Genomic DNA, 24,075 nt, shown 5'->3' with positions numbered 1-24,075 from the left:
GGCTGCCGTCCTACTGCAGGTAGCCCTCGACCTGGCCGGCCGGGCTGACCGGCACCTCGTCCGGTGGCAGGCCGGCGTCGGCGCGGGCCCGGCGCTGCCGCAGCAGGTCCCAGCACTGGTCGAGGGTCTGCTCCACGGCGGCGAGCCGGGCCTGTTCGGTGTCGGGGTCGAGTTGGCCGGTCTCGATCTTGGCGCGCAACTCGTGTTCGGTGTCGACGAGTTCGCGGATGCGGGTCAGGATCTCGTGTTCACTCATCGGTGACTCCACTCGGTCGGTGGGACGTCCGCTGTCGGTTCCACCCTATGCCGGTGCGTCCCAATGCTGCGCGCGGAGGCCGTGGGCGGTCAGCTCGGTATCGGCGCGTTCCCGCAGGCCGGGGTCCTTCGAGACCAGGGCGAGGGTGTATCTGTCGCCGAACCGGCACAGGTACGCAGACAACCGGGTGCGGGACGTCGCCAGCTGCCGCGCCGTGATGCCCGGGTGCACCGCCCGGGTCGCGATCGCGTCGGCACGCTGCCCGCCCACCGAGCCGAGCGCGGTGGGGATCGTCCCGATGTTCGAGCACAGCACGTCGCGTTCGCCGGGGTCCGGGGCTAGCCGGTACGCGACGCGCTCGGGAACGAGCTGGAGAAGTTCGGGTGGGAACCCGGCGGGACTCGACATCGGGGGCTGGGCATACGCCTGCCGCAGCAGCGACCGCACCAGGGTGGGGGAGTCGCCGCGGCACACCGCGACCTCGGTCATGTCGACGGCATTGTCCGCCGGGCCCGCGCCGCGCCGCCGGTCCACCGGCACGCTGACCTGCAGCGGCGCTTCCCCGGTCGCCGCGATCCCGACCGCCAGCGTGACCAGCAGCGAGTTCGGCGTGCCGTCGGCGCGGGCCGCCTCCTCGTCCCAGTCGCCGGCGTCGATGTCCATGATCAGCGCCTCCGGCACCCGTGCGTGCACTCCACCCTCGTCGGGGCGAAATTCACGGACCGGCGCGGAGCGCAACTCGGCGCGGCGCGACGGGTGCAGCGCCAGTCCGGCGACGGCGCGGAGCGTGCGGGCGCCGACGGTGGTGACCATCCGGGCGGCGTCGGAGAGATCGTCGAGCAGGGGCCGGGCCGGGTCGGCCGGCATCGGTGCCGCGGTCCCGGACATCGCCGCTGCCAGCACCGCCGCGAGACCGCGGGCGTCGGCGAGCACGTGCGAACACACCAGCGACACCACCGTCCCACCGCCGGCGAGACGAGCCGCGGCCAGGCGCCACCCGGCGCCGGCCTCGGGGTCCACCGGGAGACCGGCCGCTGCGTCCGCCCAGCGCACCACCTCGTCCCGGGGGATCGGTTCGGGCGCCCAGTCGACCGGCCACACCCTCGCCCCGGACTGCCATCGCGGCCGGGCGCCAGGGACGGCGGCACGAATCACGATGCGCGACAAAGGTCCCCGGGCCAACTCCCGGTGCACGCCGAGCAGGTCGGTGGGGTCGACGTCGCCGCCGCGCCACAGCCCCTGCATCACCACCGGGGTCCCGAGACCGTGGTGGGCGCGCAGGAACATCTCGTCGACGACCGACAGGCGTTGCGCGCGGACCTTCGGCGGCGTCGGCGGGGACATGCCGGCGACGGTACCGCACCGCAAAAACCCTCGGTCCGTCCACAGAAACAGGGCGCATACTGAGAGTTCAACACCCTGCTGACCAAGGGTTTTCATAGCCGAGTTCGTCGTGGAGCGCAGGATCATGGCCCCGAGCACAGTCTGGAACACCTGGGGGAGCGAGATCGAGGTGCGCGTCACCGAGTGGGCCGCCCTGTCCGAGGCCGCATCCATCGTGGAGGCGGTCCTGTCGCAGGTCAGGGCCGTCTGCGACCTGGGATGCGGGGATGCGGAGATTCACGCCGTCAACCAGGCTCAGGGCACTCCGGTGCGGGTCAGTGACGAACTGGGTGGCCTGATTCGTGCGGCGCTGTGGGCGGCCCGGATGACCGACGGCGCCGTTACGCCGGTGTCGATCGAGGCAATGGACCCGGACCGGACCGTGCCGTCGTTGCCGGAAGTCGGCTTCCACGACGTGCGGATGGACGGCGACACCGTGTTCGCGCCGTTCGGGGTGTTCCTCGACGTCACCAGCACCGCCAAGGCCGGGGCCGCGCACCGGGTGGCCCGGCGCGCGGCGGACACCCTCGAGTGCGGCGTGCTGGTGCGAGTCGACGACGTCGTCGCGACCTGGGGGCACTGCCCGATCGGGGGGTGGCAGGTCGAGACCGGGACCGTCGTGCCGGGTCACGGACTGCATGTCGAGGTGCGGTCGGGTAGTGCGATGGCGTCCGCGAGGGCGCCGGCGCCGCACCCCGACGTCCCGGACACCGGTCTCGACTGCGTCACGGTGATCACCGACGACGGTCTGTGGGCGTACGCGGCTGCCGTCGCCGCGGTGCGGAGAGGCGTGGCGGCGTTGCGGTGGCTCGGCGAGAACGACCTCGCCGGGCGGGTCACCTATCGGCACGGCAGTGTGCGGACGACCGACGCGTGGGTGCACCTACTCCCGCACGATCACGTCGCCTGAGCCGTCTCAGGCCTGCCGGCCGCGGCGGTTGCGGTACCAGCGCACCAGCGTGTCGGTCGACGAATCACCTTGCTGCGCCGGTGCTTCCGGGTCGGTCAGGACCGGCTCCAGTTCGAGGGCCTGGACCTTGCCCAGTTCGACGCCCCACTGATCGAACGAGTCGATCCCGAACACCACGCCCTCGACGAACACCTGGTGCTCGTACAGCGCGATCAGCTGACCGAGCACGGACGGGGTGATCTTCGGCGCGAGGATGGTCGTCGACGGGCGGTTGCCCGGCATCACCTTGTGCGGCACCAGTTCCGGATCGGTGCCCTCGGCCGCGATCTCCTCCGCCGTCTTGCCGAAGGCGAGGACCTTCGTCTGCGCGAACAGGTTGCTCATCAGCACGTCGTGCATCGAACCCTCGCCGTCGATCGTCGCGAGATCGTCTGTGGGCTCGGCGAACCCGATGAAGTCCGCCGGCGACAGCCGGGTGCCCTGGTGCAGCAGCTGGTAGAAGGCGTGCTGGCCGTTGGTGCCGGGCTCGCCCCAGAAGATCTCCCCGGTCGGCGTCGACACCGGCGACCCGTCCGCGCGAACCGACTTGCCGTTCGACTCCATCGTCAGCTGCTGCAGGTAGGCGGCGAACCGGCCCAGATCGTTCGAATAGGGCAGCACCGCACGCGAATCCGAATCGAAGAAGGTCGAGTACCACAGGCCGATCATGCCGAGCAGGACCGGCGCGTTGGATTCCAGCGGCTGCTCGGCGAAGTGCCGGTCGAGGGTGTGGAAGCCGGCCAGGAACTCGCCGAACGCCTCCCGGCCGATCACGCACATCAGCGACAGCCCGATCGCCGAGTCCACCGAGTACCGTCCGCCGACCCAGTCCCAGAACTCGAACATGTTGACGGGGTCGATGCCGAACTCGGCGACCCGCTCGGCGTGGGTGGACACGGCGACGAAGTGCTTCGGCACCGCGTCCTCGCCGAGCGCGTCGACCAGCCAGCGCCGCGCCGCGGTCGCGTTGGTGAGCGTCTCCAGGGTGGAGAACGTCTTCGACGCCACGATGAACAGGGTGGTCGCCGGGTCCAGGCCGGCGAGCTTGCCGACCAGGTCGGCGGGGTCGATGTTGGAGACGAACCGGGCGGTGACCCCGGCGTCGACGTAGTGCCGCAGCGCCCGGAACGCCATCACCGGGCCCAGGTCGGAACCGCCGATGCCGATGTTGACGACGGTGGTGATGCGCTCGCCGGTGGCGCCCCGCCACTCACCCGACCGGAGCCGGTCTGTGAAGTCACCCATCCGGCTCAGCACGTTGTGCACGTCCGCGACCACGTCCTGCCCGTCGACGGTCAGTTCGGCGTCCTGGGGCAACCGCAACGCCGTGTGCAGCGCCGCCCGGTCCTCGGAGGTGTTCACGTGCTCACCGCGCAACATCGCGTCCCTGCGCTCCTCGACACCGGCCGCGCGCGCCACCTCGACCAGCAGCTGCAGCGTCTCCCGCTCCACCCGGTGCTTGCTGTAGTCGATGTACAGGTCACCGGCGGTGAGGGTGAGCTCGCGGCCCCGCTCCGGGTCCTCGGCGAAGAGCTCGCGCAGGTGCCGGTCGGCGACCAGCTCGTGGTGCGCGCGCAGCTTCTGCCAGGCCGAGGTCGCGGTGATGTCGAGGCTCATGCACTCGACACTAATGCCCGCGGATCGGGAGCGCTGGGGTGCTGTCGGCAATCGAGAGCGGCTGAATCGAACCAGGCCCGGCTCCGGCGGTCCTGGTACGCACGGTCGGTTCGCCGCACCCGGCCGTGAGGAGGCCCGCAGGTCGGGCGCGGAGTCGAATCCCCGTCGAGACGGCGGCGGTGAAGGAATCCGGCATGATCCGGGACTGCGGGGCTGTACGCCGGCGCTCTTCGCCACGCAATCGCGTGCTTCGAGGATGCCTCGGCAGTCTTCCGCGCCGACGGCGATCTGTGACGACAGATCCCGGCATTGGTCGGGCTCGTGGTCGCGTACGGACTGCGCGGTGCCGCGCGCCCGCAGTCCGGCGTCGACCCCGTCAGTTCCGGCGCACCGCGGTGTGCGCGGCCTGGCGCACCGCCGTCGGTCACGCCGCCAACCAGCTGTCGGTGATCCTGCGTGACACGGTGATTGGTCCTGCTGCACGTTCACGCGCCGACCCGGTGAGAAAACCTCAGGGGGTGAGCGGATTCCACACCTTGGTCGGCTTCTGGACCCCGCGACGACGGCGCAGTCTTGTTCATGTCACATCGAGCACAGAAAGGAGGTGGAGGAAATGCGTCGCATCAAGTTCACCGTCGCAGCGCTCGTCGGCTTCGTGCCGCGAAAAGCGCCGGGCATGTACGAATGGTCCTGAGAATTTCACACGTGCGGGCGGTGGACTTTGTTTCGCCGCCCGCACTCTCGTTAGGAGTTTCACATGGCAAGGCCACCAGTCCTCGGGGCGTCGCGAGCAGCACTGGCGGAAACGTACGATCGCGGGCGGCTGACCTTTCTGCTCGACGCCGCAGAACTCGGGCCGATAGTCGAACTCTGGCCGGGAACCTTCCTGGTCTCGGGTCACCGCGAGGTACACGACGTACTCGTCGGGTCGAATCGCAAGTTCTTGTCGACGCAGAATTTCCTCCGGAACAAGGTGTCGGGCGACCTCGGATCCGAATCGGTGCAGCGGTGGATGACGTCACGCAAGGCGGCGTCCGCGGCATTGGCTTCGCGTGATCGTCTCGAGGACCACCAGGTCGAACTTGTGCACGACACACACGCGATCCTCCGGGGTTGGCTGGGGAGGACGGTCGACGATCGCGAACTGATCGACACATTGCAGGTGCTCACGTCCGCGTCCATCAGTCGGTACTGCTTCGGAACGCGGAACTTCGACGAGATACCCCCTCTCGCACAAGAACTTCTCGATGCTCTCTTCCCGATCACGGCGAGCCCATTCGTCCTGCCCCGATGGTTGCGCTGGCGGCCTTCCGATCTGCGGGTCCGCAGGGCCCTGCGCAATCTCGAATCGGTCGTGGCGAAGCTGGTGCGGGCGCCGGGCTCGGACGGATTGTGTGACGACCTGCGACGCGCATCTCTTCCATTCAAAGACGTTGTGCAGATGGTTATTTCGACACTCTTGGCCGCGCACGGCGTTCCGGCGGCGGCGATCCTGTGGGGGATGGTCGAGCTCGGTGGACGCGGCGCCGTGCAAGAGCAGCTCCGAGGTGAGGGCGGTGCCGACGCACTCGGACACGTCGTGTCCGAGACGCTCCGCCTGTGGCCGCCGTCGTGGATGCTGGGCCGTGACGCGGCCGAGGACATCCGATTCGGGGACTGGGAGATGAAGAAGGGCAGCGTGGTGATGGTATCCAGTTGGGTCACCCACCGGGTATCGCCCACCTTCGCGCCGACCGGTGGCGACTTCAGGCCCGAGCGGTGGATCGATGCGGCGCCACAGCGCGGCGAGTTCATACCGTTCGGCGGTGGGCCGCGATGGTGTGTGGGCGCGAAGTTCGCGGAACGCGAGCTGTCAACCGTCCTGGGTGAGATCGTCCGAAACTCCACGATGCGAATTCAGCTGTCGGGTGCCGAACTGAAGGTGAACGAGCGCAGAACTCTCACCCCCGAGGGCTTCTCGATGAGGTTCTACGTCCCGGTAGGAACGTGATGCGCGGAAAACTCCGGTCCAGGCTGGGGTTCGTCTTCCTCCTCGCCGGTCCGGTCGCAGATTCCGCCATCGTGGTGATTACGGCCGGGTTGGTTGTTTCGGCCGGCGGAGACGCGGCGCTGCTTTCGCTGGCATTCGGTGCTCGATGCATCGGAATTCTCGGAGCCGGGGTCATCGCCGGCACGTTGGCGGACCGGCTCGACAAACGGGCGATCATCCTGTCGACCTATGCTGGTCGTGGTGCGCTGATCGCCATACTGCCTGCACTTGCGGGTGGACTTCACGTTCTGCCCGTCATGATCGCCTTGGGCGTGTGTAGTGGGCTCTCGCAGCCGGCCGCGACGACTGCGGTTTATCTTTCGGTGCCACGCGACGATCGGGCCGACCGGCTGGCGATCTGGCACTCGTTGAGCCTGACCGTACAAGTGGTTTCGCCCGCTGCAGCGGCACTGCTGATCTCGGCCACCGGACCCGCGGTGTCGGCAATTCTGCTCGTCGCGGCTGTGGCCGTGGGTGCCACGTGCGCGGGTGCGGTCCCCCCGGGCCCGTCGCGAACGGACCCGCCCACAGGGATTGTTCAGGACACGCGTGCGGGTCTCCGCTACGTCGGCGAATGTCGTTGGCTGCGCACGGTGATCCTGGTGTCTGCGGCACAAACCGCACTACCGGTCCCGGCCTGGCTTCTGATCGTCAACGCTGGGTCGAGCGAGCGATGGTTCGCGGGCGCCCAGGGATACATCATGGCGCTGTTCGCGCTCGGTGGCATCGGCGCCACGAGCCTGCTGGGAAAGCGGATTCCGTCTCGCACAGCGCAGTCGGCGCTGCTGGCGCAGGGGGCGATCTGCGTCGGCCTCGTGGCGTTGAGCCTGTATCCACCGTTCTCCGTCATGGCCGTGGTTGCATTGTTCGTCGGAGCCGCGATTCGGGTGGGCAGCGTCTGGGCGGATGTCCTCGTGGCGACGCGGGTGCCCGAAGCGATGCTCGGACGAGTCGCGGGACTGGGTGCGACCCTCGCCAATGTGTGCATGCCGGTCGGTTACATGATCGCCGGCGCGCTACAGGCGCCACTCGGTTCGGCGGTGACCGCGGGTCTCGCGGCCGCGGTGAGTGCGGCCGTGACGGCCGTCGGCGTCGTGCTGGTTTCGGCGCCTGCACGGACGGCGCCGGTGCGGACAACGGTCTGACGCCGCGGCGTTCATGTGCGCGTCGGCGGCGCAACCGCGGCGACCTCTCCACGAATCGGACCCCGGCAGTCAGGCCGGTCGGCCCTGTGCGGGGGACCTTCGACCCTGCCGCGAGGACGTCCGGACGACGAGGATGTGAAGAAGAGGGGGTCACGACGACAACACCCGGAGTCGACGACGGGAGGAGTCATGGGACATCTGGAACTGCACGCACACCTGAAGATCCGTCCAGGTCAACTGGAAGGGTTCAAGGCTCAAGCGGTCGAGATCATGCGGCTGACCCGAGAGCAGGACACGCAGACCCTTCGCTACGACTGGTTCATCAGCGAGGACGGAACCGAGTGCGAGGTCCACGAGACGTACCCGAGCGGAGAAGCGCTGATCGAGCACAACACACACATCATGGACGCGCGGGCGCTCCTCTTCGAGAAGTACGCGTACGACCACCGCATGACAGCCTTCGGCGAGGTCTCCCAGGAGCTCAGGGACCTCGCACGCAAACACGCCGGAGGAATCGCCGTCTACTCGTTCCTCCAAGGCCTCGGAACCGCGGCGGCCGTCTAGGCCACGGGGAAGGGACGTGAGGTCATGGCCGAGAGGCGGCTCCTGGAACGGGTGACTGCTTCGGACCTGTTCCTGCTGCTCTGGGACGACTACGGCTGGTCCACCGACATCGGTGGGCTCGCCGTCCTCGACGGCACGAGCCTGCTCGACGAGGATGGCGGCGTCCGGCTCGACGAGGTTCGGCGACACCTCGAGCCGAGAATGCACCTGGTGCCTCGCTTCAGACAGCTGCTGTACCGGCCTCGCCTCGGTCTGGGCTGGCCGCTGTGGGTCGACGCGCCCTCCTTCGACGTCGCCGAGCACGTCCATGTCCGTGCGCTCGCCGCGCCCGGGGGCCAGGACCAGCTGCTGGAGACATGCCGGCAGCTGGCCCGGCGACCGTTCGATCCCGCCAGGCCGCTGTGGGAGCTGTGGCTGTTACCCGGCCTGCCGGACCGACGGGTCGGCGCGTTCCTGAAGCTGCATCACGTCCTCGCCGACGGCCCCGCCGCGATGGCCGCCTTCGGGGCGCTGCTCGACCGGACCGCCGACGCGCCCGTCGAGGGTGCACCGGCGTGGACGCCGACACCCGCCCCGTCCACCGGTGAGCTGCTTCGCGACAACCTGCGACGCCGGCGACGGGAACTGGCGCGCGGGTGGTCGGGCCTCGTCCATCCGAGCAGAACGCTGCGGTTGGCGCGCCGCGCGTTGCCGGCCTGGCGGGAGGTGCTCACCGACAAGCCCGCCCCGCGGACCAGCCTCAACCGCCCCGTGGGCCCGGAGCGTCGATTGGCGGTCGTCCGCGCCCGCCTCGACCCCACCAAACACCTCGCCCACATCCATCACGCCACGGTCAACGACGTGGTGCTGACCGCGGTGGCCGGCGGTGTGCGCCAGCTGCTGGCCGGCCGCGGCGAGGATGTCCACGGGCTCGTCCAGCGCGCGATGGTGACCATCTCCCACCACGAAGCGCGCCCCGGGGAAGCGCAAGGCAACACCCCCGGATGGATGATGGTGCCGCTGCCGGTCGGTGAGCCGGACCCGGTGCGCCGGCTCACGTCGATCGCAACAGAGACCGGCGCACGGAAGGGCAAGGCTCGCCCCGAGGCGGGCAGCGGGATCTTCAGATTCGTTGCTTGCCAACGAATCTGGTACCGGCTGTTTCCGCGGCAGCGTTCGGTGAACCTGGTCGTGAGCAACGTCCCCGGTCCGCCGATGCGGCTGTATCTCGCCGGCGCGCCGCTGCTGGAGGTCTTCCCCCTGCTGCCGCCCATGGGCAACCTGACGCTGGTGGTCGCCGCCCTGTCGTACGCCGGCCAGCTCAACCTCACTGCCGCCGCTGACCAGGACAGCTGCCCGGACGTGGAGGTGTTCGCCCGCGGGGTGCGCAGCGCCCTCGACGAACTCGCGCAACCGGTCCCGGCGTCTGCTGGTGTCCGACCACACCGATGACGGGGACGCGCAACAATGACGGGGACGCGCAACGATGACGGGGACGCGGAAGTGTGCACCGGACGATGGAGGGGAGGACTCGGCGATGGGTGAGGGAACAGGCCTGGTTCGAGGCTGGCGGTATCGGGCGCGGCGTCGAATGTACCGTGGCGGACGGCCCGGGAACCTGGCCCGAGCTCTCAACCGGATCTCCGCGCTCCAGTTCGCGGCCGGCGTGCTGTCACCGAAACGCGCGGTGACGCTGGAGGTACGCGGGCGACGCACGGGCCGTCCCATTTCGTTTCCGTTGGTGGTGGCCGACTACGAGGGGGAGCGGTACCTGGTGTCGATGCTCGGCAACAACGCGAACTGGGTGCGCAACGTCCGCGCGGCCGAGGGGAGGGCGGTGCTCACGCGTGGCCGAAGCGAAATGGTGCGCCTCGAGGAGGTCGCCCCGGATGCCCGCGCGCCGATCCTGCGCCGCTACCTCGCCCTCGCCCCCGGAGCCCGGCCGCACCTTCCGGTGGACCGCGACGCCCCGCTCGAGGAGTTCGAGCGGATCGCCGCGCAGTACCCGGTCTTTCGCATCGTCGTCAGCTGAGTGCGACCAGCTCGTGCAGGGTCCGGCCGCGGCGCACATCGGTGGTGCCCTCGCGCTCGACCGTCAACTCGAACGACGACAGGAACCTGAAGTAGCCGGGGTGGCCGATGATCCGGTGGGCAAGCGGTCGCACCAGCCGGGTGCGGGCCACCGGGACGTCGTCGAGCAGGTCGTGCGCGTGCACCACCTCCTCGACGTCGAGCCGCAGCGACAGCCGCTCGGGAACCTCGAGGGTGAGCCACTCGGGTCGGGTGCGTCCCGCGCGGTCGTCGAAGACCGGCGGCCCCTCGGTCAGCACGACCTTGCCGGTGCTCAGGACGACCTCGCCCTGGTAGGCGAGCATCAGCGGCTGACTGCGGTGCCGTCCCTGCCGTTCCTGCGTCAGGACGGAGGCGAACAGCAGGGAGTAGTCGTCGTCGTACAACCGTCCCCAGTGCCAGTGGTCGATCACCTTGGTCATGTCGCCGAAACCCCAGTTGTGGTCGGCGTAGCCGCGCCCGGTGACCTCGGAGCTCACGCCGTCGATCGTGACGGTGCCGGTCACCGCGGCGCGGGGAGCGCCGACGCACCACCCGAACACCTCGGTGTTGCCGAAGCGGGTCTCGCCGCCGCCGGGCATCCAGCTCGGCAGCTCGTTCACGAACGTCAGGTCCAGCGTGATGCCGTCCTCGGACACGTGCACCTTGTGCACCGGCAGGCCGCCGTCGGGGAACTCGGCGTGCGCATGGTTGCCGCCGATCCGCACGTCGCACTTGCGGATCGACGCACTCGCCTGCGACCGCGGGAACCGCTTGCGCACCTGCCTGCGCGTGCCGTCCGGTTGATAGATCAGGATCTCGACGTTCGGCCGCGCCACCGCCGCGGGTTCCTCGGGACGGCGCATGTTGAGGAACGCGATGACGGTGCGTCCGTCGGCGAGGGTGGCGTCGAAGTACCAGTGCTCGAACGCCAGGTTCCGCGGGACCGGGTGCGCGGCGTTGTGGCGCGGCAGGACGGTGGTGAGGGTGTCGTCCTCGCCGTCGAGGCCGTTCCAGGCCTCCGTGATTTCCAGATCTGTTCCCGCGCTGGGGGACATGGGAGCGTTCCTCTCGGTGACGGTCATCGGCTCACAATCCCGTGTAGCCGATGTGGACGGTCTTCTCTTCGGTGTCGGCCTCGATGCCCGAACGCCCGAGTTCGCGGCCGATGCCGCTGCCGCCGCGCCCACCCCACGGCAGCGCGGGATCCGGGACGCCCCAGCCGTTGACCCACACCATCCCGACGCGCAGCTTCTCGATCACCGAGTGGATGCGGCCGATGTCGGAGGAGTAGATCATCGCGTTCAGACCGAACTCGGTGGCGTTCGCCAGCGCGACCGCCTCCTCGGTGGTGCGGAAGGTCATCACGGTGGCGACGGGGCCGAAGATCTCCTCACGGGCGATGGTCAGGTCGTTGTGGCCGCGGAAGACGGTGGGCTGGACGAACAGCCCGGGCCCGTCGAGGCGCCGGCCGCCGGTGACGAGTTCGGCGCCCTCGCTGCGGCCCGTCTCGATGTAGCCGACGATCCGGTCCATCTGCTTGGCGTTGACGATGGTGCCCATGGTGCTGGTCTCGGCGAACGGGTCGCCCATGACGGCCTGTTCGGCGGCGGCGACGAGGCCGTCGACGACCTGGTCGGCGATGGACTCGTGCACGATCACCCGGGTGCCGGCGGCGCAGACCTGGCCCTGGTGGTAGAAGTTGCCCATCGCGATCCAGGGCAGCGCCTCCTCGAGGTTGGCGTCCGGGAAGATCAACTGCGGTGACTTGCCGCCCAATTCGAGCGTCACCTTCCGGAACGTGGTGCCCGCGTAGGAGTGGATGCCGCGTCCGACCCGCGGGCTGCCGGTGAACGAGACCTTGTCCACACCGGGGTGTCCGGCCAGCGCGGCGCCGGCCTCGGGCCCGAGGCCGGTGACCACGTTGACCACCCCGTCCGGCAGCCCGGCCTCGGTGAGCAGATCCGCCAGACGCAGGGTCGACAGCGACGCGTCCTCGGCCGGCTTGACGACGGCGGTGCAGCCGGCGGCCAGCGCCGGCGCCAGCTTCCAGGCGGCGATGACGGCGGGGTTGTTCCACGGGGTGATCGCGGCGACCACGCCGAGCGGCTGGCGCATCGTGAATCCGAAGCGCTTCTGCGGGCCGATGTCGCACAGGGCGGCCGACTGCCCGGTCAGCTTGTCCGCCCACCCGGCGAAGTGCCGGAACACCGCGGCGGTGGCGGGGATGTCGCCGGCGACGGAGTCGCGGTACAGCTTGCCCATCTCGACGGCCTCGAGCGCGGCGAGGGTCTGCGCGTCCCGCTCGATCAGGTCGGCGGCGCGATTGAGGATCTTGCCGCGTTCGGCGGCGGGCAACCTCGACCACTCGCCGTCCTCGAACTGGGCCCGGGCGGCGGCGACCGCGGTGTCGACGTCGGCCGCGGTGCCCGCCGCGAGTTCGGCGACCTGCTCGCCGGTGGTGGGGTCGGTGGAGACGAACGTGGCGGCGCCGTCACCGGCGGTGGCACGACCGCCGATCCGGTGCACCGGTTCCGGCATGGTGAAGTCGGGGATGTTGCGCACGGTGGTGGTCATCTGCTCGTCCTCTCGTCGGGTCGATCGGGATGCACTGCTTGTGGGGAAACTGATTCAGGAGGCCGGGAAGTGGCGCCGCAGATCGCGCCAGGAGGAGTCGTAGTCGGGCTGCCGGTGCTCGGCGGTGTGGGCGAAGTCGGTGACGTGCAGCGGCCGCCGCGTCTCGAACATGAACGGCAGTGAGCCGTCGAGTTTCTGGGGTGTCAGGTCGGCCGCGACGGCCGCCTCGTAGGTCGTCGAGTCGGGGCCGTGCGGCGCCCACATGTTGTGCAGGCTCGCCCCACCGGGCACGAAGCCTTCCGCCTTCGCGTCGTGCACGCCGGTGACCAGCCCCATGAACTCGGTCATCACGTTGCGGTGGAAATACGGTGGGCGGAAGGAGTGTTCGATGACGTTCCATCGCGGCGGAAAGACCACCACGTCGACGTCGGCGACACCGGGGCGGCCCGACGGGGAGGTCAGCAGAGTGAAGATCGACGGATCGGGGTGGTCCCAGGTCACCGAACTCATCACGTGAAACCGGGCGGTGTCGTACTTGTAGGCCCCGTGGGTGCCGTGCCAGGCCACCACGTCGAGGGGCGAGTGGTCGAGTTCGCAGGCCCACAGGTGCCCGCCGAACTTGCGCACCACCTCGACCGTCTCCGGTCGGTCCTCGTACGCGGCAACGGGATACAGGAAGTCACGCGGGTGGGCGAGGCCGTTGGCGCCGATCGGCCCGAGTTCGGGCAGGGCGAGATACGCGCCGTAGTTCTCCAGCACGTATCCGCGGGCGCCGCCGTCCGGCAGTTCGACGCGGAAGCCGATCGCCCGCCCGATCACCGCGATCTCGCCCGGGGCGACGTCGAGAATGCCCACCTCTGTGTGGACCCGGAGCCGGCCGGACTGCGGAACCAGCAGGAGCTCGCCGTCGAGGTCGAACAGGTACCGCGACTCCATCGATCGTGTGCAGGCGTAGGTGTGGATCGCGATGCCGGTCTGCGAGGTGACGTCGCCGTTCGCGGCGAGGGTGTAGAGCCCGTCGAGGAAGTCGACGCCCGGACCGGCGTCCGGCATCGGGTCCCAGCGCAGCCGGTTGACGTCGAGGATCCCGTCGGCCAGCGGCGCCGCACGCAGGTTCCCGTCGGCGATGCGCCGGAACGCCCCGTGCCGGGCGGACGGCAGGATCCGGTACACCCACGTGCGGCGGCCCCGCCCGCGCGGCTCGGTGAACGCGGTGGCCGACAGTTGCTCCGCGTACAGGCCGTGCGGGGCGTGCTGGGGTCCGTTCTGGCCCCACGGCAGGGCGCCGGCCACGGCTTCGGAGTGGTGCTCGTTGCCGAAGCCGTGCAGGTAGTCCAGGGTGGCGATGGGTGTGGTCATCGGCGCAATCCGCTGCGCGCCTGGAACTCCGCCTCCCGGCCTGCCATCTGCGCGCGGTACCAGCTCTCGCGGTGCCGGGAGGTGATCCGGTCCCAGAGCCGGTCGACCCGGGGCGAGACGCGGCGGACGTACTCGGCGGCGGTGAGCAGCGGCCAGCGCGCGATGACCACCAGGATCCACGGCAGCGGCGACGGCATGTCGTAGCGGGCGCGGGTCACCGGGCTCATGAACAGGGTGGTGTAGGCGCTGTACATGCCGTAGGTGTAGCGGGCGCGCAGGCGCTGCAGTCCGCGCTGCTCCGGTCGGGGCGCGAATGCGGCGGGGAACGACTCGATGAGCTCCTTGCCGTGCACCCCGGCGTCGTAGCTGCGGCTGAAGGAGACCATGGCGTTCAGTCGCATCGAGTCCGCGATGGTCTCGGGGAACAGGCGCACGTCGACGCCGAGCAGGTACCCCATGTACTTCTGGAAGTGCAGCAACGCCGTCATGTCCGAGCGGCTGGTGTGGATGCCGACGAGCCGGAGCGCCAGTGCCGGAACGGTGCTGCCGCCGAGCAGGGTCAACATCTGGTAGCCCTGGCTGATCGGGTATCCCCACTTCTCGGTGTCCCACTCGGCGTGACCGTCGACCCGCCGCCGGACCGCGACATGCATGACCCGAACCCGCATCGCGGTGGCGCGGCCCGCCGAACCCGGGGTGAGGAGTGCGCCCGGCTCGGAGACGTCGATCCAGAACCGGGACGTCTCGAGGTAGCGGCGCAGCGCGTTGTCACCGGCGTAGCCGCCGGCGAGGGAGAGCGGCGTGGCGACCGCGGCCTCGGTGTACATCTCCAGCGTGATTCCGCCGGCGACGGTGAACAGCATGGTGCCCCACCGCCGCCAGATGGCGGCGCCGCGCTCGACGAGGACCGGGTCGACCCAGTCCGGGACGGTCTCGAACTCGGTGAACAGCTCGCGCATGCTCTCGGGAGCCTCGGGGATCGAGTCCAGGCCCTCGGTCAGCGCCCGGTCGAGCAGTGCCCGTCCGGTCGCGGGGTCGGCGCCGTACACCTGGTCGACGAAGTGCTCGGCCAGCGGGTCGCCGTGGAACAGGCTCTCGCAGAAGGCATGTGCCAGCTCGTCCGGGGGGAACAGTTCGTAGCCGAAGGTGCGGCGCAGCACCCGCTCGGCGCGCCGGACGCGTGGACCGGTCTTGCGGTCCCAGTAGGTGAACGCGCTGGGGCAGCGCTGCTCGCGGATCGGTGGCACCGCGGTCGTGGTGCTGTCCGTCTCGGGGTGAATGCCCATGTTCTCTCGCTCCCGCGAATCGTCTTTCGATGAGCTGGTTGAGGATTCAGGCGGCGAGGCCGTGGCCCGCCAGCCAGGTGCGAACCGCGCCGGTGACGTGTGCGACGCCGTGCGGCTGGTCCACCAGGTAGTGGTTCAGGTCGGGGACCTCGATCAGGGTCGCGGGCGCGCCGGTGAGTGCGGCGTGCATGGCCCGCGACTCCGAGGCGAACGCCGCCTGGTCGCCGAGCAGCGACATCACCAGGGTCGGGCAGGTGACGCCGGGCAGGTTGCGGAGGGCGTCGGCGTTGCTGTGGTCCACGCTCCAGGTGCTCAGCCAGCTGCGGACCGTGACGAACCGGGCCAGCCCGCCGGCGGCGGTGTTCGCGCGGGCCGGGTCGCCGTACATGCTGCCGGCGGCGCGGTCGCTCGGATCCAGAGTGACGTCCACGAACCGGGGATCCGCGACCGTGCGGTGCACGACGAAGCCGTGGTCGGACTCGCCGGTGCGGTTCAGCTCCGCGAGCCGGTCGAGTGCCCACGCGTCGATGCGACGCATCCGGTCCAGTTGCGCCAGCCGGTATTTCGTGACCCATCCGCGGTCCAGCGGTGCGGTCCGGTCCGGTGCGTACAGATCCAGGTCCGGGTCGGTGCGGTCCGGCTGCTCGTCGTCGGTCACCGCCGGGTCGATCCAGTGCCGGAGGACGTGGGCGCGGCCGGTGTGCGCGCCGATCAGCAGCAGTGCGTCGGCGGGGGGCATGTCGGCCTCGGCGAACCCGCTCGGGTCGCCGGCCGGGGTGTGGGTGACGGTCCGGTTCTCCGCCTGGTCCTGGTAGAAGGCGGCGAGCGAGCCTCCGCCGCTGAACCCGAGCAGGATCACCCGTTCGAAGCCGAGTTGCTCACGCATCCAGCGCACCGCCGAGCCGAGGTCGAGCGCGGCGCGTTCCATGATGAGCGCCGGCTCGTTCGAGTTGTAGCGGGTGTTCACCCCGAGTGCGGGAATCCCGGCGTCGGCGAACCCGCGAAGCAGGAAGTGGGACAGGAAGTCCGAGGCCGGGTGCGCCATCACGATGCCGACGGAACGGTCGTGGTCCTGGGTGGCCACGAGGTTCGCGTGCAGGGTCGGATAGTGGCGGGACAGGCCGGAGTGCATCTCCACCCTGCCGTCGCGGGCAGGCTCGTACGGAATGCGTTGGAACTGGTCGACGATCACTGCTCGGTCACACCTTCCGGGACGGACGGTAGAACACGGATGCGCGGCGCGCTGACAGCGCGAACCATACCGTACTCGATGGTATGGAGAGGTGTTTTCGGAATCATCGTGGGGCGTCCGATTCGGCGGCCTCCCGGCACAATTGGACGGTCGCGGCCCGGTACCCGGGATGCTCCAGGCACGGCAGATTGCGCGCCCCGCGGACCGCGGCCGGATCATCCGGTGCCACCGAGCAATACAGGCCCGGCGGCGTCGGAACCGTGTCCGTCTCGGTCGGGGACCTGCGCTCGGACGCGGACAGGAAGCCCGTCGTGCAGGGCGGGGGGTCGTTCAGTTGCGCGAGGAAGAAGGTGTTCTGCCCCGGATCGTCGGCGTTGACCAGTCCCGCGCTCTGGGTGGACGCGATGATCGGCGGGTACAGCACCAGGAGCTGCTCGATCGCCGGATCGTAGACCTGCGCCACCTGAGCGACGCTCGTCAGGTTCGCCAGCAGCACAGGGAGAGTCGGACGCAGTCGGTCCAGCAGTGCGGTTGCCTCCACCGTCGCCGGGCCACCACGCTCGAGCACCGATCGGAGAGCAGGATCGACCCCGGCGAGGGTCGCGGTGACATCCGCGAGGGACGCCGCCCACGAGCGAATCGGCGCACTGCTCGCCGCCAGCGGGTCGAGAACGGTGGCCGCGTCCGTGACGAGGCCGGTCAGCGCATCGCGATCGGCCGCGGCGGCCGCCGCGAACGAGGATGTCGAGGCCAGCAGCGCGGCCAGGTCCGGCCCGGCTCCGTCGACGGCGGTGAAGGATTCGTCGAGCACCCGGCGCAGGGCGCCCGGGTCCACCGACGCCAGGGCCGCGTGCAGGTGGTCGAGGGTGGGGCCGATCCGCGGCGGAACGGTGGTCCGCTCCCGCGCGACGACCGCGCCCTCCGTCAGTGGCGGCCCGTCCGCCGACCGGGGGAGAAGGTCGACGTACTGCTCGCCGATCGCCGACATGCTGTGCACCTCGGCGTCGAGGTCCGCCGGGACCGGAACACCGGATTCGAGCGAGAGGACGGCCCGCGCCCCGCCCGGAGCGGCGCGCAGTTCGGCGACGGTGCCGATCGTGGTGCCGCGATAGGTGACGTTCGCCCGCGGGTACAGTCCCGCCCCGTCCGGCAGCAGCACGGTGACGTGGTACCGGCCGACGCCGGCCTGCGCGGGCAACTGCGCATACCGCACCGCGGCGAACGCGATCGCCACCACGCCGAGCAGGCCGAAGGCGAGCAGCCGCAGGCGGATCGATCGGGTCATGGCGTGCCTCCGGGCGAAACGGGCGGGGCCGGGGAGAACAGACGATCGAGGCCCGGCAGGGTGATCGCGGTTGCGGGTGCCAGCGCACCGACCGCGCCCTCCGGTCCGGCGAGCCGGCCCGCCAGCGGTGTCCCGAGCAGCAGGGCGTTGTCCAGGGTGGCAGCCCGCAGGTCGAGGGTGACCTCCCCGTTGGCGTAGTCCCCGCGCACCGCGTTCCGGTAGGTGTCGATCGGGAACGGGTAGGTGAGCAGGTATCTCAGCGACTCGGTGAGCGACGGACCGGAGTCGGCCAGCGAACGCAGGACCGGTTGCAGCGAACGCAGATTCGCGGTGAGGTCCTCGCCGGTGCTCGTCACCAGGGTGGTCGCGGCGGCCCCGAGCCGGCCCACCGAGTCGAGGGCGCGGACCAGATCCTCGCGCCGGTCGGCGAGGGTGCCCAGCGTCGGGGCCAGACTGTCGATCGCGCGGGTCACGTCGTCGCGATTCGCCGCGACCTCGGCGGCCAGGCGATCGAGACCGTCGATCGCCCGCACGATGTCGAACTTCTGGACGTCGAGGGTGGCGAGCAGGGTGTCGAGCCGGCCGAGCAGGTCGCGCACCGTGTCCTCGCGGCCGCCCAGCGCGGCGTCCACCTCCGTCATGATCTCCTGCACCTGCGCCAGTCCGCTGCCGCCGAGCACCAGCGACAGCGAGGACAGCGTCTGCTCGGTGGTCGGATATGCACCGGCCCGGTCGATCCCGATCCGCGCGCCGTCGCCGAGCCGGCCCACCGGCGCTTCCCCGGTCGGCGCGGCCAGCTCGACGTGGGTGGCGCCGAGCAGGCTGGTCTGGCCGATCCGGGCGGTCGCGTTGGCGGGCAGGTTCACGTCGTCGCGCAGACCGACCGTCACCACGGCGTGCCCGTCGCCGAGCGCGATGTCGGTGACCGACCCGACGGTCACGTCGTCGACCAGTACCCGTGAGTTGGGTGTGATGGTCGAGACGTCCGGCAACTCGATCCGCACCGTGAACGCGCCCTCGCCGCGGCCCTCGGTCGCGGGCAGCGGCAGCGACTCCACCCCGCGCCACCCGCACCCGGTGCACAGCACGGCCACGGTGAGCGCCACACCGGCCAGCCTGTTCATTCGCCGTCTCCGCTCTGCACGACCTGACCCGGCAGGGCGGTCACCCCTCGGGTCGGATTCGACTGCAGCGGAAGGGAGTCGATCGTGAGGGTCTTCAGGACCGGCCCGAGGTACTGGACGCACAGTTCCGCGCCGCGCTCGGCACCGACCTGCTCCGCCGCCGCGAGCGCCGAACAGATGAAGTCGACCGGATTGGCGAAGTTGTCGGGCGCCAACGCGGAGACCACCGCGTTGTGGGCGGGCTGGTAGATGTTGCTCATGTTCGCCAGCGCGGTCGGCGCGACGTGCAGGATCTGCGCGATACCGTCGCGCTGCGCGGCGAGGGTCGCGAGCACGTCGGACAGTTGGTCGGCCGACGCGCCGACCGCGTCCCGGTTGTCCCGGACGAACCGGGTCACGTTGCCGACCGCCGTGTCCAGGGTCGTGATCGCCGCCCCGATGGTGTCGGTGTCGGAGCCGAGAACCTCCGTGACCGTGGCCATCCGGTCGTTGAACTCGACTATCTGCCGATCGCTGTCGGCCAGCGCGGCGACGAACACCTGCAGGTTGCGCACCGTCGCGAACAGGTCGGTGCGGCCGTCGGAGAGGATCCGCATCGCCTCGGAGAGCCGGGCGAGGGTGGTGCGCAGATTCTCGCCCTCCCCGCCGAGGGTCGCGTCGAGCGCGTCGACCAGGTCCCCGGCCGGTCCGGTGTCGGGGTGCGTGGCATCCGGCGGGCCGAGGGCGGTGGCCAGCCGGTCGAGCTGCGCGGTCATCGCGTCCCACTCCACCGGAACCGCGGTGTGCGACAGGCCGATCGTGTCCCCGTCCCGGAGCCGCTCGCCCCCGGTCCAGGCGGGGGTCAGCTGGACGAACCGCGCCGAGACGAGACTCTGGTTGACGATGATCGCGTCGGCGTTCGCCGGGATCGGCTGGGACCGCTGGATCCGCATCCGCACCCGGGCGGCCGTGGGACCGGGCCGGATCGACTCGATCCGGCCGACGGACACCCCCATGACACGGACGTCGTCCCCGGGATACAGGCCGGTGGTGCCGGTGAACTCGGCCTCCACGACCATCGTCGTCACCCGAGGCACCACCAGGTACGAGGCCGCGACGAGGACCGCGACGACGATTCCGAGCACCACCCAGGTGCGGCGGATCCTGCGAACCGGCTCCATGACCTCTCCGTTCGCCTCGGCGTCGCTCATCGTGGTGCCCCGTCCAGCGCGGACAGGGGATTGACGGTGCTGTTCTCGCCCGGCGCCGGTCCCATCCCGAGGGCGGCCCGCACGAACGGGGCGATCACCTGCCCCGGGATCAGGTTCTGGATGTACGAGTTGAAGAACGGTCCGCTCGACACCGCCTCGCCGAGCTCGGTGATGTACGGACCGAGCCGCTCGATCGCGGTCGCGATGGACGCCCGGTTCGTCTGCAGCACCGCGAGCACCGACCGCAGCGACGTCAGCGTCGGTCCGATCGCCGCCTCGTTGTCGGCGACCAGCCCGTCCAGTTGCCGGGACAGCGCGGCGACGCTGTCGAACAGGGAGTCGATCACGGCGCGACGCTCCCGCAGCTCGCCGAGCACGGCGGTGGCGTCGGTCAGCAGCGTGTCGATCTGCCCGCTGCGCTCGGCCAGGACGCCGGTGACGCTCTCGGCCGAGGCGAGCAGGTCGCGGAGCGACTCGTCGCGTTCGGCCACCGTCGCGGACAGTCGTCCCACGCCGTCGACCGCGGCCCGCACGTCGTCCGGAACGCGGTGCAGGGTCGACGTCAGGACGCGCATCGACTCCGCGAGCCGGTCGGTGTCGATCCGCTCCGCCCGATCGGTGAGGTCGCCGAGCGCCTCGGTCAGCTGGTAGGGGGACGTGGTGGACTCGGTGCCGATCGTCGAGCCCGGTCGCAGCGGCACCTCGCCGCCCGGCGTGACCCGAAGGTTCTTGGCGCCGAGCACGGTTGCGGTTGCGATGTCGACCCGGGTCCGGTCGCCGATCCGGACGGGGGCGTCGAGACGGAACGTCACGGCGACCGCAGCGCCCTCGATCTCGATTCCGGTGACCCGACCGGCATCGACACCGGCGACGCGGACCGCGTCACCGACCCGCAGTCCGCCGGTGTCGAGGAACAGGGCCCGGTAGCCGGCTCCGGACGCGACGAACGGCAGGGACCGGACCTGCAGGGCCGCCAGGACCGCGGCGAGGACGACGACGGTGCCGATGATGCCCAGCCGCAGGGTGTTCCGTTGCCGGTACCTTTCGTTCACCGGGGACCACACCTTCCGGTCGGCTGGCCGAACAGCGGGGTGGTGGCATCGGCGCCGTCGGGCCCGGTGTACTTGATCCGCAACGCGCACAGGTAGTAGTTGAAGAAGTTGCCGTAGACGCCGAGCCTGCTCAGCGCCGCGTAGGTGTCCGGCAGTCGCGTCAGCACGCTGTCGAGGGTGTCGCGTCCACTGTCGAGTTGCGCTGCCGTGCGGCCCAACTCGCCGACGGTGCCGTGCAGCGGAGGGCGAGACGTGTCGAGCAGGTCGGCGACCTCCCCGGCCGCGGTGTCGATCCGTTCGAGCGCCACGCCCCAGGACTGTCGCTCGCGGGCCAGTCCGCTGCTCAGCTGCGCGGCCCGATCGATTGCGGTGGCGAGGGTGTCGCGGCGGCCGGCCAGGGTCTCGACGGTGCTGTCGAGGTTGTCGATGACCCGCCCGATCACCTCCTCCCGGTCGGCGAGGGTCGTGGTCAACGAAGCCGTTTGCGCCAGAACCGATTCCACGGTCCCGCCCTGATCCTGCAGTACCGCGATCAGCTCGCCGGACAGCGCGTTCACCTGATCGGGCGCGAGCACCCCGAACAGGGGCTTGAACCCGCCGAGCAGTGCGTCGAGGTCGAGAGCCGGCTCGGTGCGCTCCGGAGGCAGGGTCGCCCCGCCGGGCAGGGTGCCCGCGCCGGTGCCGGGGCGGACCTCCAGGTACCGGTCGCCGACGAGGTTCTGGTAGCGCACCGCGGCGGACGCGTCGCCGGTGAGGGTGACCGCCCGGTCGACGGTGAATGCGACGAGCGCAGCGCCGTCCGGGGTGATCGTGACGTCGCGGACCCGCCCGGACTCGACGCCGGAGATGCGGACGAAATCGCCCGCATGCAAACCGGATGCGTCGACGAACAGCGCCCGGTACCCGGTGGTCGGCTGGAATCGGAACTGGCCGAACACCAGCACCAGTGCGGCGGTGACCGCCAGCGTCACGACGGTGAACACCGCCACCCCCACCGCCCGGCCCGTCATCGTGCACCGCCGGGCAGACCTGGGACCAGCACTGTCAGCAGCGAGTTCGGGTCGACGGTGGGGCCGGTGCGACCGTGGCCGAACACGTCCGCCCCCGTGTCCGCGGCGACGTACGGCGCGGGAACGTCCGCGGCCGTCAGTTCCGGAAGCGCCCCGCACCGGGGTCCGCCGGTCGCCCGCACCTCCGGCAGGTCGGTCGGGTAGCGGTATGCGTCGACGCCGAACAGGATGGTGCTGTTGAGCAGCATCGACCGGCCGTTGCCCCCGGACACCTTCTCGGCCCCGACCCGTGCCACGTCGGCGCCCTGGATGAAGCAGGTCAACCCGGACGAGTACTCCGCGAACAGCGCAGTCGTCGGACGCGACAGTGACGCGGCATCGGTGAGGGCTCGCGTGTTGTCGGCCAGCACCGGTGTCCCGGTGTCGGCGAGACCGATCACGCCGAGCAGCAGAGCGTCGAGGGACTGTCGGTGCGAGACCACGCTGTCGGCCGTGACGGTCGCCGACCGCGCCGATGCCACCAGGTTCGGGGCGACGTCGCCCAGTGTTCCGGACACCTCTGCGCCCGCGGAGATGTCGGTGGACAGGGCTCCGAGTGCCGGGTCGAGCGTGGCCAGCACCGCGTCGATGTCGTCCAGCGCCAGGCCGAGGTCCGTTCCCCTGCCCCGCAGTGCGGTCGCGGCGGCGCTCAGGGTGGCCTGCAACTGCTGCGGCTGGACGACGTCGAGGACGGCGGTGAGCCGGTCGAGGATCGAATTCGTTTCGGCGGTGACCGAATCCGCGCGGATCACCGCGCCGTCGGCGATCGGGCCCGTGGCCGCGACGGCAGGATCGGTGAGCACGACCTGCTTGGCACCGAACACGGTGGTCGCGGTGATGTCGGCGCCGACCCCGGCCGGGACGTCGGTCGCGGCGTCGGGGGCCAGTTCGACCCGGACCACCGCGCCCTGCTCCTCCCGGGACACCTCGACCACCCGTCCGACCTCGACGCCGTGGTACTTGACCAGGGACCCGTTCTGGAGCAGCAGGCCGGCGCGCCGCACCTCGAGCCACACCCGCACCGGATCGGCGGCCAGGATTCCGGTGTACGCCGCACAGGTCAGGACGGCGAGACCGACGAGCAAGGCCGCCAACACGATTGCCGCGAATCTGGTTGCCATCACGCCGCCAGGTGCACCGCGCGGGCGCTGCCGTACAGCGCCAGCGCGACGGCCAGGGTCACGGTCACCACCGCGATCAGCGACAGGCGCACCGCGCGGCCGGTCGCCGTGCCAACCCCGGCCGGGCCGCCACTCGCGTGGTAGCCGTAGTACGTGTGGATCAGCATCACCGCGAACGCCATCACGATCACCTGAACGAACGACCACAGCACGTCCGAGGGGACGAGGAACGTCGAGAAGTAGTGGTCGTACACGCCACCGGACTGGCCGAGCAGCAGGACGGTGGTGATCCGGCTCGACACGAACGAGGTGACCAGCGCGACGGCGTACAGCGGAACGACGGTGGCCAGGCCCGCGAGCAGCCGGGTGCCGACGAGGTAGGGGACCGATCGGATCGCCATCACCTCGAGGGCGTCGATCTCCTCGCTGATCCGCATCGCACCGAGCTGGGCGGTGGTGCCGGCACCGATCGTCGCCGCCAGTCCGATCCCGGCGGTGACCGGACATACGACCCGCACGTTCACGTACGCGGCGAGGAACCCGGTGAGGGCGTCGATGCCGATGTTGTCGAGCGAGTGGTAGCCCTGCACCGCGACGGTCGCACCGGCGAACAGGGTGATGAAGCCGATGATGACGACGCTGCCGCCGACCGCGGCGAGCAGTCCGGTGCCGAGCCCCACCTCGGCGATCGCCCTCAGGGTCTCGGGTCGGTACCGGCGCAACGCCTTGCCGGTCGACCACACCGCCGCCGCGAAGAAGAGGGCACGCCGGCCGAAGTCGTCGACCGCCCGGAGCGCCGACCGCGCCCCGCGCTTGATGCGATGTGTCGCAGTGGTCGTCAGAATGCTCGCCACGAACCCCCCTGTCGG

Annotated in this window: 21 protein-coding genes; 6 read left to right on the top strand and 15 right to left on the bottom strand. The window is 70.5% G+C overall.

Features of this window, described 5'->3' with window-relative positions; genetic code table 11:
- Positions 1-10 precede the first annotated feature (10 nt).
- Positions 11-256 (bottom strand): DUF2630 family protein, encoded by a 246-nt coding sequence (locus ACWDUM_RS03645; RefSeq protein ID WP_450113322.1) that lies wholly within the window; start codon positions 254-256, stop codon positions 11-13.
- A gap of 45 nt (positions 257-301) precedes the next feature.
- Complete coding sequence (locus ACWDUM_RS03640; protein WP_450132917.1) at positions 302-1,600, bottom strand: hypothetical protein; 1,299 nt, start codon at positions 1,598-1,600, stop codon at positions 302-304.
- A gap of 124 nt (positions 1,601-1,724) precedes the next feature.
- Between ACWDUM_RS03640 and ACWDUM_RS03635 the strand changes: the two genes are divergently transcribed.
- On the top strand, positions 1,725-2,549 hold the full coding sequence (locus ACWDUM_RS03635) for an FAD:protein FMN transferase (RefSeq protein ID WP_450113320.1): 825 nt from the start codon (positions 1,725-1,727) through the stop codon (positions 2,547-2,549).
- A gap of 6 nt (positions 2,550-2,555) precedes the next feature.
- Here ACWDUM_RS03635 and pgi read toward each other — a convergent pair whose 3' ends face one another.
- Positions 2,556-4,205 carry a glucose-6-phosphate isomerase gene (gene pgi / locus ACWDUM_RS03630; RefSeq protein WP_450113319.1) on the bottom strand — a complete coding sequence of 550 codons (1,650 nt, stop codon included), beginning with the start codon at positions 4,203-4,205 and terminating at the stop codon, positions 2,556-2,558.
- 757 nt (positions 4,206-4,962) lie between these two features.
- Here pgi and ACWDUM_RS03625 point away from each other — a divergent pair.
- From ACWDUM_RS03625 to ACWDUM_RS03605, 5 genes are all read left to right on the top strand, one after another.
- Positions 4,963-6,195 carry a cytochrome P450 gene (locus tag ACWDUM_RS03625; protein WP_450132916.1) on the top strand — a complete coding sequence of 411 codons (1,233 nt, stop codon included), beginning with the start codon at positions 4,963-4,965 and terminating at the stop codon, positions 6,193-6,195.
- Positions 6,195-7,379 carry an MFS transporter gene (locus ACWDUM_RS03620; protein WP_450132915.1) on the top strand — a complete coding sequence of 395 codons (1,185 nt, stop codon included), beginning with the start codon at positions 6,195-6,197 and terminating at the stop codon, positions 7,377-7,379. The genes ACWDUM_RS03625 and ACWDUM_RS03620 overlap by 1 nt, the downstream gene beginning before the upstream one ends.
- A gap of 189 nt (positions 7,380-7,568) precedes the next feature.
- Positions 7,569-7,943 carry a putative quinol monooxygenase gene (locus ACWDUM_RS03615; RefSeq protein ID WP_450113317.1) on the top strand — a complete coding sequence of 125 codons (375 nt, stop codon included), beginning with the start codon at positions 7,569-7,571 and terminating at the stop codon, positions 7,941-7,943.
- A gap of 24 nt (positions 7,944-7,967) precedes the next feature.
- The gene (locus tag ACWDUM_RS03610; RefSeq protein ID WP_450132914.1) at positions 7,968-9,374 is read left to right on the top strand and encodes a wax ester/triacylglycerol synthase family O-acyltransferase; all 1,407 of its coding nucleotides are present in this window, start codon (positions 7,968-7,970) and stop codon (positions 9,372-9,374) included.
- 85 nt (positions 9,375-9,459) lie between these two features.
- The gene (locus ACWDUM_RS03605) at positions 9,460-9,954 is read left to right on the top strand and encodes a nitroreductase/quinone reductase family protein (RefSeq protein ID WP_450132913.1); all 495 of its coding nucleotides are present in this window, start codon (positions 9,460-9,462) and stop codon (positions 9,952-9,954) included.
- Here ACWDUM_RS03605 and ACWDUM_RS03600 read toward each other — a convergent pair.
- From ACWDUM_RS03600 to ACWDUM_RS03545, 12 genes are all read right to left on the bottom strand, one after another.
- Complete coding sequence (locus ACWDUM_RS03600; protein ID WP_450132912.1) at positions 9,947-11,029, bottom strand: lipocalin-like domain-containing protein; 1,083 nt, start codon at positions 11,027-11,029, stop codon at positions 9,947-9,949. The genes ACWDUM_RS03605 and ACWDUM_RS03600 overlap by 8 nt on opposite strands.
- Positions 11,030-11,060: 31 nt before the next feature.
- Positions 11,061-12,548, bottom strand: a complete 1,488-nt coding sequence (locus ACWDUM_RS03595) for an aldehyde dehydrogenase family protein (RefSeq protein ID WP_450132911.1) — start codon at positions 12,546-12,548, stop codon at positions 11,061-11,063.
- A 54-nt stretch (positions 12,549-12,602) separates the two neighbouring features.
- Entirely contained in the window at positions 12,603-13,907 is a 1,305-nt protein-coding gene (gene hmgA, locus ACWDUM_RS03590; RefSeq protein WP_450132910.1) for a homogentisate 1,2-dioxygenase, read from the bottom strand.
- The gene (locus tag ACWDUM_RS03585; protein ID WP_450132909.1) at positions 13,904-15,193 is read right to left on the bottom strand and encodes an oxygenase MpaB family protein; all 1,290 of its coding nucleotides are present in this window, start codon (positions 15,191-15,193) and stop codon (positions 13,904-13,906) included. The genes hmgA and ACWDUM_RS03585 overlap by 4 nt, the downstream gene beginning before the upstream one ends.
- A gap of 46 nt (positions 15,194-15,239) precedes the next feature.
- The gene (locus ACWDUM_RS03580; protein WP_450132908.1) at positions 15,240-16,385 is read right to left on the bottom strand and encodes an alpha/beta hydrolase; all 1,146 of its coding nucleotides are present in this window, start codon (positions 16,383-16,385) and stop codon (positions 15,240-15,242) included.
- A 103-nt stretch (positions 16,386-16,488) separates the two neighbouring features.
- Complete coding sequence (locus ACWDUM_RS03575; protein WP_450132907.1) at positions 16,489-17,670, bottom strand: MCE family protein; 1,182 nt, start codon at positions 17,668-17,670, stop codon at positions 16,489-16,491.
- Positions 17,667-18,794 (bottom strand): MCE family protein, encoded by a 1,128-nt coding sequence (locus ACWDUM_RS03570; RefSeq protein WP_450132906.1) that lies wholly within the window; start codon positions 18,792-18,794, stop codon positions 17,667-17,669. Before ACWDUM_RS03570 ends, ACWDUM_RS03575 begins: the two co-directional genes overlap by 4 nt.
- Complete coding sequence (locus ACWDUM_RS03565) at positions 18,791-19,984, bottom strand: MCE family protein (RefSeq protein ID WP_450132905.1); 1,194 nt, start codon at positions 19,982-19,984, stop codon at positions 18,791-18,793. Before ACWDUM_RS03565 ends, ACWDUM_RS03570 begins: the two co-directional genes overlap by 4 nt.
- Positions 19,981-21,036: an MCE family protein gene (locus ACWDUM_RS03560; RefSeq protein ID WP_450132904.1), complete on the bottom strand. Its 1,056-nt coding sequence runs from the start codon at positions 21,034-21,036 to the stop codon at positions 19,981-19,983. The genes ACWDUM_RS03565 and ACWDUM_RS03560 overlap by 4 nt, the downstream gene beginning before the upstream one ends.
- Positions 21,033-22,046 carry an MCE family protein gene (locus tag ACWDUM_RS03555; RefSeq protein WP_450132903.1) on the bottom strand — a complete coding sequence of 338 codons (1,014 nt, stop codon included), beginning with the start codon at positions 22,044-22,046 and terminating at the stop codon, positions 21,033-21,035. The genes ACWDUM_RS03560 and ACWDUM_RS03555 overlap by 4 nt, the downstream gene beginning before the upstream one ends.
- Positions 22,043-23,206, bottom strand: coding sequence for an MCE family protein (locus tag ACWDUM_RS03550; protein ID WP_450132902.1), 1,164 nt, complete (start codon positions 23,204-23,206; stop codon positions 22,043-22,045). Before ACWDUM_RS03550 ends, ACWDUM_RS03555 begins: the two co-directional genes overlap by 4 nt.
- Positions 23,206-24,060, bottom strand: a complete 855-nt coding sequence (locus ACWDUM_RS03545; RefSeq protein ID WP_450132901.1) for an MlaE family ABC transporter permease — start codon at positions 24,058-24,060, stop codon at positions 23,206-23,208. The genes ACWDUM_RS03550 and ACWDUM_RS03545 overlap by 1 nt, the downstream gene beginning before the upstream one ends.
- Positions 24,061-24,075: the final 15 nt, after the last annotated feature.

It is taken from the genome of Rhodococcus sp. NPDC003322, assembly GCF_053589555.1.
The sequence above is the reverse complement of the archived record's forward strand: the minus strand, read 5'-3'. Positions and strand labels throughout refer to the sequence as shown.